Source organism: Pseudomonas sp. S3_G06 (assembly GCF_054667565.1).
In genome coordinates this window covers 1,673,113-1,687,839 of record NZ_CP162738.1, presented here as the reverse complement: position 1 = coordinate 1,687,839, position 14,727 = coordinate 1,673,113, and the positions used below count along the sequence as shown (strand labels likewise).

15 protein-coding genes are annotated in these 14,727 nt (G+C 58.9%); 5 read left to right on the top strand and 10 right to left on the bottom strand.

The genetic code is table 11. The features are described 5' to 3' along the window. The 3 genes from AB4N47_RS07775 to AB4N47_RS07765 form a co-directional block, all read right to left on the bottom strand. On the bottom strand, positions 1-204 hold the full coding sequence (locus tag AB4N47_RS07775) for a hypothetical protein (RefSeq protein ID WP_016775093.1): 204 nt from the start codon (positions 202-204) through the stop codon (positions 1-3). Positions 205-313: 109 nt separating this feature from the next. Then, positions 314-1,537, bottom strand: coding sequence for a methyl-accepting chemotaxis protein (locus AB4N47_RS07770; protein ID WP_445941191.1), 1,224 nt, complete (start codon positions 1,535-1,537; stop codon positions 314-316). A gap of 609 nt (positions 1,538-2,146) precedes the next feature. Further along, on the bottom strand, positions 2,147-2,551 hold the full coding sequence (locus tag AB4N47_RS07765; RefSeq protein ID WP_016775095.1) for a TraR/DksA family transcriptional regulator: 405 nt from the start codon (positions 2,549-2,551) through the stop codon (positions 2,147-2,149). Between the two features lie 405 nt (positions 2,552-2,956). Here AB4N47_RS07765 and AB4N47_RS07760 point away from each other — a divergent pair, with 405 nt between their 5' ends. The 3 genes from AB4N47_RS07760 to AB4N47_RS07750 all read left to right on the top strand — a co-directional run bounded on the left by AB4N47_RS07760 (position 2,957) and on the right by AB4N47_RS07750 (position 5,638). After that, positions 2,957-3,865: a MurR/RpiR family transcriptional regulator gene (locus AB4N47_RS07760; RefSeq protein WP_341637258.1), complete on the top strand. Its 909-nt coding sequence runs from the start codon at positions 2,957-2,959 to the stop codon at positions 3,863-3,865. 61 nt (positions 3,866-3,926) lie between these two features. Then, a complete protein-coding gene (locus tag AB4N47_RS07755) occupies positions 3,927-4,532 on the top strand; it encodes a glutathione S-transferase (RefSeq protein WP_341637257.1) in 606 nt (201 codons plus the stop codon). A 2-nt stretch (positions 4,533-4,534) separates the two neighbouring features. Then, the gene (locus tag AB4N47_RS07750) at positions 4,535-5,638 is read left to right on the top strand and encodes a DNA alkylation repair protein (RefSeq protein WP_341637256.1); all 1,104 of its coding nucleotides are present in this window, start codon (positions 4,535-4,537) and stop codon (positions 5,636-5,638) included. A gap of 106 nt (positions 5,639-5,744) precedes the next feature. On the opposite strand, the gene AB4N47_RS07745 is transcribed toward AB4N47_RS07750, so the two are convergent. The 6 genes from AB4N47_RS07745 to AB4N47_RS07720 all read right to left on the bottom strand — a co-directional run bounded on the left by AB4N47_RS07745 (position 5,745) and on the right by AB4N47_RS07720 (position 10,730). Further along, a complete protein-coding gene (locus tag AB4N47_RS07745; RefSeq protein ID WP_341637255.1) occupies positions 5,745-6,404 on the bottom strand; it encodes a DUF2931 family protein in 660 nt (219 codons plus the stop codon). Further along, positions 6,404-7,945, bottom strand: a complete 1,542-nt coding sequence (locus tag AB4N47_RS07740; RefSeq protein ID WP_341637254.1) for a DUF2235 domain-containing protein — start codon at positions 7,943-7,945, stop codon at positions 6,404-6,406. The genes AB4N47_RS07745 and AB4N47_RS07740 overlap by 1 nt, the downstream gene beginning before the upstream one ends. Before the next feature lie 148 nt (positions 7,946-8,093). After that, a complete protein-coding gene (gene arsH / locus AB4N47_RS07735) occupies positions 8,094-8,792 on the bottom strand; it encodes an arsenical resistance protein ArsH (protein ID WP_212616558.1) in 699 nt (232 codons plus the stop codon). A 9-nt stretch (positions 8,793-8,801) separates the two neighbouring features. Beyond that, on the bottom strand, positions 8,802-9,272 hold the full coding sequence (locus AB4N47_RS07730) for an arsenate reductase ArsC (RefSeq protein ID WP_073471176.1): 471 nt from the start codon (positions 9,270-9,272) through the stop codon (positions 8,802-8,804). A 27-nt stretch (positions 9,273-9,299) separates the two neighbouring features. After that, positions 9,300-9,647, bottom strand: a complete 348-nt coding sequence (locus AB4N47_RS07725) for a metalloregulator ArsR/SmtB family transcription factor (RefSeq protein ID WP_016775103.1) — start codon at positions 9,645-9,647, stop codon at positions 9,300-9,302. Between the two features lie 198 nt (positions 9,648-9,845). Next, a complete protein-coding gene (locus AB4N47_RS07720; RefSeq protein WP_016775104.1) occupies positions 9,846-10,730 on the bottom strand; it encodes a LysR family transcriptional regulator in 885 nt (294 codons plus the stop codon). Positions 10,731-10,863: 133 nt separating this feature from the next. On the opposite strand from AB4N47_RS07720, the gene AB4N47_RS07715 reads away from it, so the two are divergent. Next, positions 10,864-12,510 carry a GMC family oxidoreductase gene (locus AB4N47_RS07715; protein ID WP_341637253.1) on the top strand — a complete coding sequence of 549 codons (1,647 nt, stop codon included), beginning with the start codon at positions 10,864-10,866 and terminating at the stop codon, positions 12,508-12,510. A 176-nt stretch (positions 12,511-12,686) separates the two neighbouring features. Further along, the gene (locus AB4N47_RS07710; RefSeq protein ID WP_024013261.1) at positions 12,687-14,309 is read left to right on the top strand and encodes an MFS transporter; all 1,623 of its coding nucleotides are present in this window, start codon (positions 12,687-12,689) and stop codon (positions 14,307-14,309) included. Between the two features lie 52 nt (positions 14,310-14,361). Here the strand turns inward: AB4N47_RS07710 and AB4N47_RS07705 are convergent, their stop codons facing one another. Beyond that, positions 14,362-14,724, bottom strand: a complete 363-nt coding sequence (locus tag AB4N47_RS07705; protein WP_341637252.1) for a DUF427 domain-containing protein — start codon at positions 14,722-14,724, stop codon at positions 14,362-14,364. Between the last annotated feature and the right edge of the window lie 3 nt (positions 14,725-14,727).

Genomic DNA, 14,727 nt, shown 5'->3' with positions numbered 1-14,727 from the left:
TCAGTGCAGGCTGTCGCCGGGCTCGATGTTCAACTGTTCGAGCCAGGCAGCCTTGCACTCCTCCGCTTCATCGCGACTGGCGAAGGCTGTGCCGCGTCGCTCACCATTGAGCAAAACTACCCAGCAAACACTGCGCCCCATCGCGCGTAAGCCGGCCGGAACACCGCTGCCGATCATCACTGCCACGTCTACCCTGCACTGCATGTGCCCTCCGAAATAATTAGCTACCTAACTAAGTCGTCAGATTAAAGCTTTCCTTCGAGAGGAAACAGCAACCGCCGTGCACAGATTCATTGCGTCACCGGTAATAATCTCAGCGCGGATTCTCAGGTTTATAGCCCAGACGCAACCCGCCCCAGTGGCGGCCCTTGATCATGATCGGCACCGATAAATCATGCATCAGCTCATCCGTATCGCGCGTGTAAGTCTGCAACAGCACCGGTTGCTGATGGCTGCCGCAGCGGATACCGGTGCGGTCAGCGAATTTGCGTTTGGTGCGATTATTTACCGTGTCGACCTGCACATCACCGGTCAACGGCTGGCTGAATGCCTGATTATGCGTCGGTACATAACCCTGCTGCGTGCAGGCAATCGCAAAAACCAGCCCTTCATGACGCGCCAATAAAGGTTCTTGAATCGCCGGCAAGACCTGATCGGTGTATCGATCAAAGCGGGTTTGAAATTTGGCTGGTTCGGTGCCCGGAATCAGCTGGTAGCTGCGATCGAACAGGTCATCCAGGCTGATCCGCCCCTGTTCAACATCCGCTTCGAAACGCGCGGCAATCTGGCTCGCACCTTCACGGGCCAAGTCGTAGATACGTTGGTGATAGTCATCCAGGCCGACCTCGGCCAAGCGCTCGCTGATAGTTTCCGCCTGTCCTTCCATCTGCACCGCAGCGTCGGCGAGGCGGCGGGTCTGCTGATCGCTGATCGCCAGATCGCTACGCATTTGCTCAATCGCGCTGAACAGCGCATCAAGCTGCTCGCGATTGGTTTGCGCGCCACGGGCGATTTCGCCGACCTGGGTTTCCACTCCGGCGGCAAGTCGTGCGATGTTTTCCAGATGCTGACCGGTGTGCTCGACCTGTTCGACGCCGGTGTGCAGATCGCTCGACAACTCGCGAATCTGCGCCACCACTTGCGCGGTGCGTTGCTGAATGTCTGCAACCATCTCACCGACTTCGCCCGTGGCCGCCGCCGTCCGCGCCGCCAATCCGCGCACCTCGTCGGCGACCACAGCGAAACCGCGACCATGCTCACCGGCCCGGGCTGCTTCAATCGCAGCATTCAAGGCCAACAGATTGGTCTGGCTGGCAATCGACTGGATCACCAGCGTCACCCGCTGAATGTCGTCGCTGCGCACACTCAGGGCCTCGATCAATTCGCGGCTGGCGTTGGCGCGCTGACTGAGTTGCTGCATGCGCGAAATCGAGTCGAGCAGTTCGCTGCGCCCCGCCGCGCTGCTGTGATGCGCTTGGCTGGCGGCGTCCAGCGCGTCGCGACTGAGCTGTGAAGTCGCCTGTTCCGTGGCGATCATCACCTCGGCATTGCTGACGATCTGCGCCGCCGCGTCGAGTTGCGATTCAAGTTTGCTGGCGAGCGCTTTGACCGAAAACGCCACGCCGGCGGCAGACAGTGCGTTGTGACTGGTGGTGTAGGAGAGATCGCGAGTCAGTGCGGACAATGCGCTCGCACTATCGACCGGGACAGCAGCTGGAACGTTGCGCGAACGCAGGCGCGGCAGCCAGACAATCAGCACCGCCAGCGGCATGCCGAGGTAGAGCGACCACTCGGCCATAACCATGCCGGCCAGCAACAGCATCAGGGCGATGCTTTGCAGGGTCGGCGCGATCCAGCGGTTTTTCGGCAAAAGCACTGGTGCAGGCAGCGCCGCAACCAGAGATCCATCTCTCGTCATCTTGATCACCCCACGTTTGTTCTCATTGTTGTGACTGCATTAAACGCCACTACAACGCCATTATCCATGGTCCGTTAGTCGTGGGGTCTGTGGCAGGTCAATGGAACGACGGGGGAAATAGCGCAGACGAGCAAAAACAAAGATCGCAGCCTCCCGCAACTCCATGTAGAAGCTGCCGAAGGCTGCGATCTCTTGCAGGCGCCCCCCTATTCAGGGGCCGCCATGGAATCAGGCCTGACGCTGGTGCTTGTCGATCTGCTCGTGACGCTCTTGAGCTTCGATGCAGTACTTGGTGGTCGGGCTGATCAGCAGGCGCTTCAGGCCGATGGCCTCGCCGCTGTCGTCGCACCAGCCAAAGCTGTCGTCCTTGATGCGCTCAAGGGCTTGTTCCAGTTGCGGCAGCATGCGCTGGTCGCGATCGATCGCGTTGACCAGCCAAGTGCGCTCTTCTTCAACCGAAGCCGCGTCCGCCGGGTCAGCCGGGGTGTCCAGGCTTTCGATGGCGATACGATTTTGCTCAATGCGCTCGTGGGTTTCGACTTTCATGTTCTGCAACAGCTCAGTGAAGAAAGCGTGTTGCTCTGCATTCATGTAGTCATCTGCCGGCATAGCCAGCAACTTGTCCTTTGTCATTGATATCTCTATAAAAAAACGTGCATTAAGGCGAATAAGGGAGCGTTTCGGCGAACCGTGTCGGCCGTCGAAAAGGCATCGTTTTATTGCAAACGCCACCCGGCACTCAATTTACGAGGGGCGGCAGTCTAAGGCCCGATCAAGACCTCAGCAACTGTAAATACAGGGAATTTGTCCGACAGGACCTGGAAACTGCTCTGACACAGGCTTCACACGGCCATCGGAGTGCGTTTATAGCAAGAAATTCAGTCCAGCGGCTGTATATAGAAGACAAACGGCTAACCATCCCGCCAGCGACAGCCGAGATTATTCTCGCTAGGTGCATCGTTTCAGCCCGGCAGAGCTTACGCAGCCCTTCTATTATCAGGCCCACCGCGTGCTCAACTCGCCTGAAGGATGCTGCCCATGCCCCGCCCCGCTCTGCCGGCCACAGACGAAATTTCTTTCGCCAGCGCGCCGGTCAACGTCGAGCGCCTGCTGCAAATGATCAGCGAAGAGTACGACGCCCTGCCGCGCCAGCTCAAACGCGTGGCCAGCTACATCAGCCAGCAGAGCGAGCGAATCATGGTCGAGCGCATCAGCGACATCGCCCGCGAGTGCGAAGTGCATCCGTCAGCCATTGTGCGTTTCTCGCAACGTTTCGGTTTCAGCGGCTTCAGCGAGATGCAGGCGCTGTTCCGCCAGGCCTGGACGCACAAAACCACACCAGCGCAAACCTATCAGCAACGCATCCGTAGCCTGATCGCCAACAACTCGCAGACCGCCAACAGCGTCGACCTGGCCCGCGAGTGCATCGACGCAACGCTCTCGGGCATCGAACGCTTGGGCCGCGAACTGGACGAGGTGGCGTTCGATACAGCCGTCGATCTCATCGTCAATGCCGACGACATTTACGTTGTCGGGGTCCGCCGTTCGTTCGCCGTCGCCGATTATCTGGTTTACAACCTGCAGCACACGCAGAAGCGCATTCATCTGGTTTCCGGCATCGGCGGCAGCTATCGCGAACAAATGCGCAGCGTGCGCGCCAACGACCTGGTCATCGCCATCAGTTTTGTGCCCTACGCCAAGGAAACCCAACACTGCCTGCGCTTCGCACAGCAGCAGAACGCCAATGCCCTGATCATCACCGACAGCCCTCTTTCGCCACTGGCGAAACTTGCCAATAGCGTGTTGCTGGTCAATGAAGGCAGTGCGCTGGCCTTTCGTTCGCTCAGTGCAACGCTGTGTTTGTGCCAGGCGCTGTTTGTGGCAGTGGCGTATCGGCTGGGCTTGAACGTCGATGAAATTCACGAGCAGGCCGGATTCGACGACTGACAATTGCCTCTCTCTCGGCTAGGTTATGCGTTCCCACCGGTTCGACTTGAAGGAACGCGTCATGAAACTGATCGGCATGCTCGACTCTCCCTATGTGCGCCGCGTAGCAATCTCCGCCAAATGCCTGGGAATCGACCTCGAACACGAGTCGGTCTCGGTGTTCCGCCACTTCGAACGATTCCAGCAGATCAACCCTGTGGTCAAGGCGCCCACATTGATCCTCGACGACGGCGTGGTCCTGATGGACTCGACCCTCATCCTCGATTACCTCGAAGCCAGCTCCGGCAAAAGCCTGCTGCCAAGCGATCTCAAACAACGCGCCCAGGCTCTGCGCCTGATCGGCCTGAGCCTCGCCGCCTGCGAAAAAGCCGTGCAGCTCTACTACGAACGCAACCTGCGCCCGGCCGACATTCAATATCAGCCGTGGGTCGAACGCGTCGAAAGCCAGCTCGCCGCCGCATTTACCGCGCTGGAAAAAGAACTTGAACACAGTGACTTGCCTGTCGACGGCTCCCTCGCCCAGACCGGCATCAGCCTGGCGGTTGCCTGGAGCTTCACCGAACTCGTCGTACCCGATCAGATCGACGCAGCACGCTTTGCGCGTATCGCCGAGTACACCGCCTACGCAGAAGGCACCGATGCGTTCATCAGCACACCGATGAACTGATCATGAGCTCCACCGACACCGCCGCCCCGGCGTTAAAGGAAATCTTCAACGCCGAGCGCTTGCAGCACATCGCTGACGAAATGAGCGCGGTGTACCCGGCGTTCAAGGCCAGGACCTTTCTCAAACACGCCCAGGACGGACTCGCTGAACTATCAGTGATGCAACGCATGGCGCGTGTCAGCGAAAGCCTGCATGCCGTGCTGCCGCTGGACTACGAAGATTCCTTACATGTGTTACGTGAACTCGCACCAAGGCTGAACAGCGGCTTTGTCAGCATGTGCCTTCCACACTACGTCGCGAGCTACGGCGCCCATGCGTTCGACACCTCAATGGACGCGCTGAAGTACTTCACCACCTTCGGCTCCTCCGAATTCGCCATCCGCTACTTTTTGCGCAGCGACCTCGAGCGCTCGCTGGAACGGATGCACGAGTGGACCCGCGAAGAAAACCACCACGTTCGACGCCTAGCCAGCGAAGGCAGCCGCCCTCGCCTGCCGTGGTCGTTCCGCCTGGAAGCGGTGCAGGCTGATCCGCGGCTGGCCGCCGGGATACTGGATCAATTGAAGGCGGACGAGAGCTTTTACGTGCGCAAGTCGGTGGCAAATCATTTGAATGACGTGACGAAGGTGCATCCGGAGTGGGTGCTGGACACGATTGAAGGTTGGTCGCTGGAGAACAAGCACACGGCCTGGATTGCCAAGCATGCGCTGCGCAGTTTGATCAAACAGGGCGACGTGCGCGCGCTGACGGTGATTGGCGCAGGGGCGAAGGCTGAGGTTGAGTTGTTGGATGTGCGGGTCGAGCCGGCGGTGGTGAGGTTGGGGGAAGCGATTACTTTGTCGTTTACGGTGAAGTCCATGGTGGCGCACGAGCAAAGGCTGGTGATTGATTATGCGATTGAGTATGTGAAGGCGAATGGCGGGGTTTCGAGGAAGGTTTTCAAGTTGAAGACTCTGGCATTAGCGGGTTTCGGGACTGATGTAGTGCGACGGAATCAAGTCATCAAGGATTTTACGACGCGCAAGCATTTTGCCGGGCGACATGGGGTGCAGGTGATGGTTAATGGAGAGGTGCTGGGGAGTGCGGCGTTTGAGGTTTTGATTTGAGGTGAGTTGTTTATTCACCAAAAGAGCCGGTAGCGGATCAGTGCACTGGCAGCCGTGAATCGACATTGCGCGCGGCGGCACAGTGGACGACTCACGGCGTCAGCGCTTACCAACTTCCGTATGGAATGCCGAATTTCTCGATATAGCGCTTGGACTTTTCGCTGACGGGATAGGCGTAGCGTCCTTGGTTCTTACCCTGACTCGGTCCTAAAGGCTCGATCTCTGCCTGTGCTCTGGCGACTTTTACAGGATGGTGGCATGAGTCTCTGACCCAGACTTGTACGACACCACCGGGAGCCAGGCCCAGATAGACCGAGGCCATGGATCTCGCCTCTTGGTCCGGGGTCATCGGGCAACGTTGATTAACGGACGTCACCATCAACTGCCGGGCCTCCTCTGGAATGTCTACCCACGCTTGCCAGGTTTTCTGTTCGACGATTGATTGCCAACGGACCCAGATGCGAACAGGTAAATCGGCTCCCACTACTCTCTTCCCACTGCCACCTACTCCACCCGTCCACCCCCGGCCTGACTCTGTACCATCTTCAGGCTCGCCCCCAGCAGCGGTACCGCCGCCGGTTTTATAGAAAATCCTTCCTCTAATGTCTTGCACCGAACTGTTCTCTACCCATACCTTCATATAAGCCGGCTCAATGAACGCCAGCTCCCACCATTCGGACTTCGGGTCATTTTTGGCTGAGAGTGGATCAGCAGACTGGCAACCGGCAATGACCAGCGCGCACAGCAAGGGTATAAATATTTTCATTACCAAAGTGTCCAGTCAGGTACATGGGGATGCTGCACGCGAATCGAGTCGGCCGTAGGTGCATTGATGTAGACGGCACGGATACCACTGCCATCCCTTCGCCCAAGGGGATGGTTCCAGTTTGCGGACATGTGAATGTATTTCAGCCTCAGTTGTTTTTCCTCCTGCGGGGTGGTGCTGTAATCACCTGCCAGGAATCGATCGCATAGCGCACGAAGTTCCGCTGGCACTGCCAATTCCGGGGTGTCTGGAATGTCGTTGAACTTCACCCCTTTTTCTTTTGCGAACTGGAGCATCACTCGAAGATATACCCTGGACAGCATGCCACTCACTGGGCGCTTGAGTTGAAGTGCTGCGTAAACACGTTTCTTGCGAGGACCAAGTCGATCCTGTCTATCGATTGGCAGAAGCAATGCATTTGGGGTGACGACTTCTAGCATCTCTGCAGGCCAACCCTGCGCCAGCCACTGGTCTTTGATAGCCATCGCGTCGAGGTAGATCGAGGTGGTCGAGACATCGGTAAACTGCGAGACCTCAAGTGTCTGCATGGGAGTTACGAGCACGCACTCCTGGACCTCATCAAGGTAGCCGCCGCCGATGTCGGAATGAGCACCTGGCAGGGTGATTTCCAAATGGTCTGCTTTGACGCGACTCAAGGCGAAGTTAGCTCGGCACTCGTCGCGAGCAGAGAGTTGAATCACATCTGTAAAAAAACGCCGGTCGAGGTACAACTTAATGCCCGTCGCGATGGGGCTTTTTACGTTGCCCAGATTTGACCAGCCTGCAACCGACGGCACAGTGTCGAAAAGACCAATGAATCCCATCCTGATACTGCCGTTGTACTGTTCAACGAAGGTTCGGCTAAATGCTCGGGCGTTACTGCGCAGAACATCACCTAGCGGACCTTGTTTTCCCCGTACGATTTCGTTCGCGAAGTGTCTAGCAGCAGCAGCGCCACGGCTAAAGCCAAAAGTGTCAAACGTGAGCGAGGTAATCTCGCTATTTGGATGGCTATCCAAAACGTCCTTGATACGTAGTTTGATGTCTGTAAATGACAGCTGAACTCGACCAGCTACGCCTGTTTCTCCTCGACCGCTACCCGCACCGAACGTGCTGTCCTCTTCTCCTGCTCGAGTTCCGATCCCTTCGACATAGATCATACGAAACGCTTGTTTTTGAAGACCATCACCTTCGGCCTGCTGCGGTGCGAAGTACAAGTCGCTCAGCTTCTTCACATTGCTGACATCGTTACCATAACTACTATCCGGATCACCCATATAAGGCTGGCAACTGGCGGGAATATCCTCAGGCGCAATCGGATGCTGAGCCCCACACAACAACCCCGCAGCTGAGTTGTTCGCGTTGTTGCCCGTGCCATCAAAGAACACCCCGATCCTCAACGCAATCCCGATTTTCTCAGGCTCGCGCGCAGGCTCTTTCCCATGCTTCTCATACTCGGCCCAATGCTGGGCGTGTATGTCGACGGGTTTGGCTTCTTCGTAGCGATAGTTTTTCGGCGGGTTTGGAACGTAGCCACTCAATCCTTGATTCCTTCTGATCCTTGAAGAACGGCCAGAAGAGTGACAGTCGAGAGGGGGCGGTGCAAGCCGTGGCGGTGTGCCAGCCATGGAGCGTCAGTGCGAGCAGGCTCACTCCCAAAAAGGAATGAGCCTGGCTGGGGATGGCGGGTCAAATCGACCGCTGATTCACCCGCGCCATCAACTGTTCAGCACTCTCCTTGCGCTCGGAATAACGATCGACCAGATGCGCCTGCTGCCCCCGCAGCAGCACGGTGAACTTCACCAACTCCTCGATCACATCCACCACCCGATCGTAGAACGGCGAGGGTTTCATCCGCCCTTCTTCATCGAACTCCATGTAGGCCTTGGGTACAGAGGACTGATTGGGGATGGTGAACATGCGCATCCAGCGGCCGAGGACGCGAAGTTGGTTGACCACGTTGAACGACTGCGAGCCGCCGCAGACTTGCATCACCGCCAGGGTTTTGCCTTGGGTCGGGCGCACAGCGCCGAGTTCCAGCGGGATCCAGTCGATCTGCGCTTTGAACACGGCGGACATCGCGCCGTGGCGTTCCGGCGAGCACCAGACCTGGCCTTCCGACCACAACACCAGATCGCGCAATTCCTGCACCTTGGGATGGTCGACCGGGACGTCGTCGGGCAATGGCAAACCGGATGGGTTGAAGATCCGCGTTTCGGCGCCAAAGTGTTCGAGCAGGCGCGCGGCCTCCTCGACCAGCAAACGGCTGAACGAGCGCTCGCGGGTCGAGCCGTAGAGCAGAAGGATGCGCGGTTTGTGTTCGCCGACATTCGATGGCTTAACAGCGTCGATCAGGCTGGCGTCGAGGTTGGGCAAATGATTTGTCATGAAGCCTCCTTACAGCGTGCCGATGCGATCGAGTTCGGCTTTCAGTTGCTCGCGACTGAGCGAGTGAAACGGCAGATCGAGGAAGGCTTGGCAGCGTTCACCGATGCGCATCAGAGTGGCTTGGAATGCCGCGTCGATTGCCGCCTCGTCGCCCTGCACTTCGGACGGATCTTCCAGTCCCCAATGCGTTTTCAGTGCCGGACCGAAATACACCGGACAGGTTTCGCCGGCGGCTTTGTCGCAGACAGTGATGACGATATCCGGCGGGTTGTTTGCGAAGGCATCGTTGCCTTTGCTGTGCAACCCGTCGATGGCGATGCCGTGCTTTTGCAGCGTCGACAGGCTGCGCGGCAGAACCTGGCCTTTGGGAAAACTGCCGGCACTCACCGCTTGGAAACCAGCGGGAGCCAGGTGATTGAACATGGCTTCGGAAAGAATGCTGCGGCAGCTATTGGCCGTGCACATGAACAGGACTCGCATCGATGCGCTCCGTAGATAGTGGAAGATTCAGCAGCAGGCGCGTTCGCGCACGGGACGGCCATCCATGTTTTGCAGGCGCGCGGCGTTGTCCTTGAGCCAATCGGCATTGGCCTTGGATGTCAGCTGAAGGATTTCGCCGATCCATGCCGGCAGTTCCGGATTGAGGCGGTAATACACCCACTGGCCCTGACGGCGGTCGAGCAGCAAACCGTTACTGCGCAGTTGCGCGAGATGGCGGCTGATTTTCGGCTGGCTGTCGTCGAGCGCACACATCAACTCGCAAACGCAGAGTTCACCTTGCTCGGCGATGAGCAGGATGGCGCGGACGCGGGTTTCGTCGGCGAGGCTTTTGAAGACTTCGGTGGGGGTGATCATGGTGATCGGCTCGCCATATGCGGGATAACGAATATACGGATATCCATATATTTATCAATCCGCGAAAGCAGCCACGGTGTATAACCCTGTGGGAGCGAGCCTGCTCGCGAAAGCGGTGGTTCCGTCAGCATCGATGTTGCTGAAAGACTGCCTTCGCGAGCAGGCTCGCTCCCACAGGGGGATTTGGATGCGGCAGGTTTAACCGCGCAACAGGCCCTGCTCGGCCTCACACAACCCCACCACATAATCCCAGACCACTCGCAGCCGCACGGATTTGTGCAGCTCCCGGCGGGTGCTGATCCAGTAGCTGCGCTCGATGCTTTCATCGGGCAACAGCGCCACCAGATCCGGGTCGGAAGCGGCCATGTAGCAAGGCAACACCGCAATGCCCAATCCTGACCGAGCGGCTTCCTGTTGGGCGATGACGCTGGTGCTGTGAAACACCACACGCGGGCTGCGGCAGAAGCTGTTGAGGAACATCAGTTCCTGACTGAACAGCAGGTCGTCAACGTAACCGATCCAAGCATGTCGGCCCAGGTCTTCGCGGCTGTGCAGTGGCGGTGCGTTGTCGAGGTAGGTTTGGCTGGCGTAAAGCGCGAGCCGATAGTCAGTGAGCTTGCGCGTGACCAGCATGTCGGCGGACGGCCGTTCGAGGTGGATGCTGATCTCCGCTTCACGGTTGAGGATGCTGACAAAGCGCGGCACGGCGACCAGTTCCACTTCCAGCCCCGGATAACGTTCGAACAAGCCAATCATGCGACTGGCGAGAAACTTAATGCCGAGGCCTTCGGTGACGCCGACGCGGATCTTGCCCAGCGGCGCGGTGGACTGGGTGATTTCTTCCTGCGCCAGCAGCGCGACGTTTTCCATCGCTTCGGCGTGCTTGAGCAGCGCCTCCCCCGCCGGGGTCATTTCATAGCCTTGGGCGTGCTGGACGAACAGCGCCGTGCCGAGGCTTTTCTCGATCGATTCAATATGCCGCGCCACCGTCGCGTGGGTGGTGTTGAGCCGGCGCGCGGCGGTGAGCAGGCGGCCGCTGCGTTGCAGCTCGAGAAAAAAGCGCAGGTCGTTCCAGTCGAACATGGCAGGTCCTTGTCAGCTGTCGTCACTTCGGGCTGTTTGAAAACGCACAGCGGCTGCGCAAAAACTAACATTCTTTTAACGAAAGCTAACAACTAGAGTGTCCGACAATAAAAACAAAAAGCGAGGTCAGGGCATGCAGACGTCCCTGGATGAATTCGACTACATCGTGGTCGGCGCCGGCCCTGCCGGGTGCTTGCTGGCCAACCGGCTCTCAGCGGATCCACAGCAACGGGTGTTGCTGCTCGAAGCCGGCGGACGCGACAACTACGCCTGGATTCACATTCCTGTGGGTTACCTGTTCTGCATCGGAAACCCGCGCACCGACTGGTGCTTCAAAACCGAACAACAACCGGGTCTCAATGGCCGCGCGCTGAGTTATCCGCGGGGTAAGGTGCTGGGCGGCTGTTCGTCGATCAACGGCATGATCTACATGCGCGGCCAGGCCGGCGACTATGACGGCTGGGCGGCGGCGGGCAATCCGGGCTGGGCCTGGAAAGACGTGCTGCCGCTGTTCAAACAGAGCGAAAACCACTTTGCCGGCGGCGCTGAATTTCATGGCGATCAGGGTGAATGGCGGGTCGAGCAGCAGCGCCTGTCGTGGCCGATTCTGGATGCCTTTCGCAGCGCTGCCGAGCAAAGCGGCATCGCCAGCATCAATGACTTCAACCAGGGCGACAACGAGGGCTGCGGTTACTTTCAGGTCAACCAGAAAGCCGGGGTGCGCTGGAACGCGGCCAAGGCCTTTTTGAAACCGCTGCGCAGCCGGGCGAACCTGACTGTGCTGACCGGCGTCGAGGTTGATCGTGTCTTGCTGGAGAATGGCCGCGCGGCGAAAGTCAGCGCGCAGCATGAAGGCCAGACCAGACAGTTCAAGGCGCGCAAGGAGATTGTCTTGTGCGCCGGCTCGGTCGGCTCGCCGAGCATTCTGCAGCGCTCCGGGATCGGTCCGCGGCCGCTGCTCGAACGTTTGGGCATCGGCGTGATTCATGAGCTGCCGGGCGTCGGCGGCAACCTGCAGGATCACCTGCAACTGCGCCTGATCTACAAGCTGGAAAACGCTCGCACCCTGAACCAGATCGCCGGCAGCGTGTGGGGCAAGATGGGCATGGGCCTGCGTTATCTGTACGACCGCAGCGGGCCGCTGTCGATGGCACCGAGCCAGTTGGGCGCGTTTGCCCGCTCCGGCCCTGAGCAGACTTCGGCGAACCTGCAATATCACGTGCAGCCGCTGTCGCTGGAGCGCTTTGGCGAGCCGCTGCACAGCTTCCCGGCGTTCACCGCCTCGGTGTGCGACTTGCGCCCGCAGAGCCGTGGGCGCATCGAGATTCGCTCCTCCGATCCGCAGGCGGCGCCGCTGATCCAGCCCAATTACCTCAGCCATCCAGAAGATCTGCGCGTGGCCGCCGATGCAATTCGCCTGACCCGGCGCATCGTCAGCGCCCCAGCCCTGCAAGCGTTCAAACCGGTGGAATACCTGCCCGGCGACAGCTTGCAAAGCGAAGAACAACTGCATGAAGCGGCGGCGAAAATCGGCACGACGATTTTCCATCCGGTCGGCACCTGCCGTATGGGCAACGACGGTGACGCAGTGGTCGATGCGCAATTGCGCGTGCATGGCGTGCCGGGTCTGCGCGTTGCCGATGCGTCGATCATGCCAAGAATTACCTCGGGCAATACCTGTTCGCCTACGCTGATGATTGCCGAGAAGGCAGCACAACTCATGCTCAAACCCAACACCAGGAGCAACACCCCAAAACTGGAATTGGCTCAGACCCGGTAGGAGCTGCCGAAGGCTGCGATCTTTTGACTTTGTTTCTTCCAGATCTGAAACAAGATCAAAAGATCGCAGCCTTCGGCAGCTCCTACAGGACACCGCGTTAGATTCAAGGCATCGCGCATTACCGGACACGCAACACCAGTGGAACAACAAAAACAATCACTGTGAGGGATACCGATATGTCAGAACACGTTCAGCCGCTGGACGCTGCGGGCAGCGCCGAGACCAGCAACGCCACGCAGAAAGTCATCTTCGCCTCATCACTCGGGACGGTGTTCGAGTGGTATGACTTCTTCCTCTACGGCGCCCTCGCGGCGGTGATCAGCAAGCAGTTCTTCGCCGGGGTCAACGACACCACGGCATTCATCTTCGCGCTCATGGCGTTCGCCGCCGGCTTCATCGTACGGCCGTTCGGCGCGTTGGTGTTCGGCCGCCTGGGCGACATGATCGGGCGCAAATACACCTTTCTGGCGACGATCATTCTGATGGGCGTGGCGACGTTCTGCGTCGGCCTGCTGCCGACCTACGCCAGCATCGGCATCGCCGCGCCGATCATTCTGGTGGTGCTGCGCATGCTTCAGGGCCTGGCGCTCGGTGGCGAATACGGTGGTGCGGCGACCTACGTGGCCGAGCACGCGCCCATCGGCAAACGCGGCTTCCACACCAGTTGGATTCAATCCACCGCGACCCTCGGCCTGCTGCTCTCGCTGCTGGTAGTGCTCGGTTGCCGCTACTTCACCGGCGACCAGTTTGAAGTCTGGGGCTGGCGCATTCCGTTTCTGCTGTCGATCGTGCTGCTGGGTATTTCCACCTGGATTCGCCTGAGCCTGCACGAGTCGCCGGCCTACCTGAAAATGAAGGAAGAAGGCAAAACCTCGAAGGCGCCGATCCGCGAATCCTTCGGCAAATGGGAAAACCTCAAAGTCGTGCTGATCGCGCTGTTCAGCATCAACGCCGGGCAAGCGGTGACCTTTTACGCTGCGCAGTTCTATGTGCTGTTCTTCCTCACCCAGTTCCTGAAAATGGACCCGGCGGTGGCCAACAGTCTGCTGATCATCAGTGTGGTGATCGGCGCCCCATTCTTCATCTTTTTCGGCTGGCTGTCGGACAAGGTCGGGCGTAAACCGGTGCTGATGCTCGGCCTGCTGCTGGCGACCGCGCTGTACTTCCCGATCTTCAAGTCCTTGGCCCACTACGCCAATCCGGCGATCGATCAGGCCAGCCGTCAGGCGCCGATCACCGTCCTCGCCGACCCCGCCACTTGCACCTTCCAGTTCGATCCGGTGGGCAAGGCTAAATTCGACAGCCCCTGCGACAAGGTCAAGACCTTCCTGGTCAAACAAGGCCTGCCCTACTCCAGCGTCGCAGCGCCTGCGGGCAGCGCCGTGCAAGTGAGTGTCGGCGACGTGAAGCTGGATGGTTTCGATGAGGCGGCACTGCGCGGCGCGATCACCCTCGCCGGCTACCCGCAACAAGCCGATATGCAGCAGATCAACAAACCGATGATCGTCGCCCTGATCGTCGCGCTGATCATCATCTCGGCCATGTGCTACGGCCCGCTGGCCGCGTTGATGGTCGAACTGTTCCCGACCCGCATTCGCTACACCTCGATGTCGCTGCCCTATCACATCGGCAACGGCTGGTTCGGCGGCTTCCTGCCCACCGTGTCGTTTGCGCTGGTGGTGTACACCGGGGATATTTTCTACGGGCTGTGGTATCCGGTGCTGATCACCGGGGTGAGCCTGGTGGTAGGGATGATCTGTCTGCGTGAGACGAAGAATATCGATCTCGACAAGAACTGAAAAACCCGCTGACACAATGGCGAGGGAAGCGATTCTCTCGCCATTTTTTTGCTCAGGCGTCCGCCTTGATCACTTCGAATGTCACCTGGTCCGGATAAAAGGCCACGTAGTCGCGGATCGATGCGACGGAGACCTTCGGGTTTTCGTACGTCCACACCGCGTTGGCACCCTCATGTCCGGGCACTTGCAGGCTGAAATAGTTGGCGTCGCCCTTGTACGGGCAATAGCTGGTGTGGTCGGTGCGGGCGAAGTATTTTTCGTCGATGTCTTCGCGCGGGATGTAGTACACCGGCGGATAGTTGGCTTCGTTGAGGATCAGCGCGTGGGAGGACGCGGCGACCTGGATGCCGTGGAATTTCACCAGCAGGCACCCGGCAAGTTGTTCCAGGCTGATCACGGGACTGGGGCTTTTCATGAG

What these genes read in the sequence shown, in the direction of transcription:
- AB4N47_RS07775 (WP_016775093.1), bottom strand. Translation starts at nt 204, where the DNA reads ATGCAGTGCAGGGTAGACGTGGCAGTGATGATCGGCAGCGGTGTTCCG.
- AB4N47_RS07770 (WP_445941191.1), bottom strand. Translation starts at nt 1,537, where the DNA reads ATGATCGCCACGGAACAGGCGACTTCACAGCTCAGTCGCGACGCGCTG.
- AB4N47_RS07765 (WP_016775095.1), bottom strand. Translation starts at nt 2,551, where the DNA reads ATGACAAAGGACAAGTTGCTGGCTATGCCGGCAGATGACTACATGAAT.
- AB4N47_RS07760 (WP_341637258.1), top strand. Translation starts at nt 2,957, where the DNA reads ATGCCCCGCCCCGCTCTGCCGGCCACAGACGAAATTTCTTTCGCCAGC.
- AB4N47_RS07755 (WP_341637257.1), top strand. Translation starts at nt 3,927, where the DNA reads ATGAAACTGATCGGCATGCTCGACTCTCCCTATGTGCGCCGCGTAGCA.
- AB4N47_RS07750 (WP_341637256.1), top strand. Translation starts at nt 4,535, where the DNA reads ATGAGCTCCACCGACACCGCCGCCCCGGCGTTAAAGGAAATCTTCAAC.
- AB4N47_RS07745 (WP_341637255.1), bottom strand. Translation starts at nt 6,404, where the DNA reads ATGAAAATATTTATACCCTTGCTGTGCGCGCTGGTCATTGCCGGTTGC.
- arsH (WP_212616558.1), bottom strand. Translation starts at nt 8,792, where the DNA reads ATGACAAATCATTTGCCCAACCTCGACGCCAGCCTGATCGACGCTGTT.
- AB4N47_RS07730 (WP_073471176.1), bottom strand. Translation starts at nt 9,272, where the DNA reads ATGCGAGTCCTGTTCATGTGCACGGCCAATAGCTGCCGCAGCATTCTT.
- AB4N47_RS07725 (WP_016775103.1), bottom strand. Translation starts at nt 9,647, where the DNA reads ATGATCACCCCCACCGAAGTCTTCAAAAGCCTCGCCGACGAAACCCGC.
- AB4N47_RS07720 (WP_016775104.1), bottom strand. Translation starts at nt 10,730, where the DNA reads ATGTTCGACTGGAACGACCTGCGCTTTTTTCTCGAGCTGCAACGCAGC.
- AB4N47_RS07715 (WP_341637253.1), top strand. Translation starts at nt 10,864, where the DNA reads ATGCAGACGTCCCTGGATGAATTCGACTACATCGTGGTCGGCGCCGGC.
- AB4N47_RS07710 (WP_024013261.1), top strand. Translation starts at nt 12,687, where the DNA reads ATGTCAGAACACGTTCAGCCGCTGGACGCTGCGGGCAGCGCCGAGACC.
- AB4N47_RS07705 (WP_341637252.1), bottom strand. Translation starts at nt 14,724, where the DNA reads ATGAAAAGCCCCAGTCCCGTGATCAGCCTGGAACAACTTGCCGGGTGC.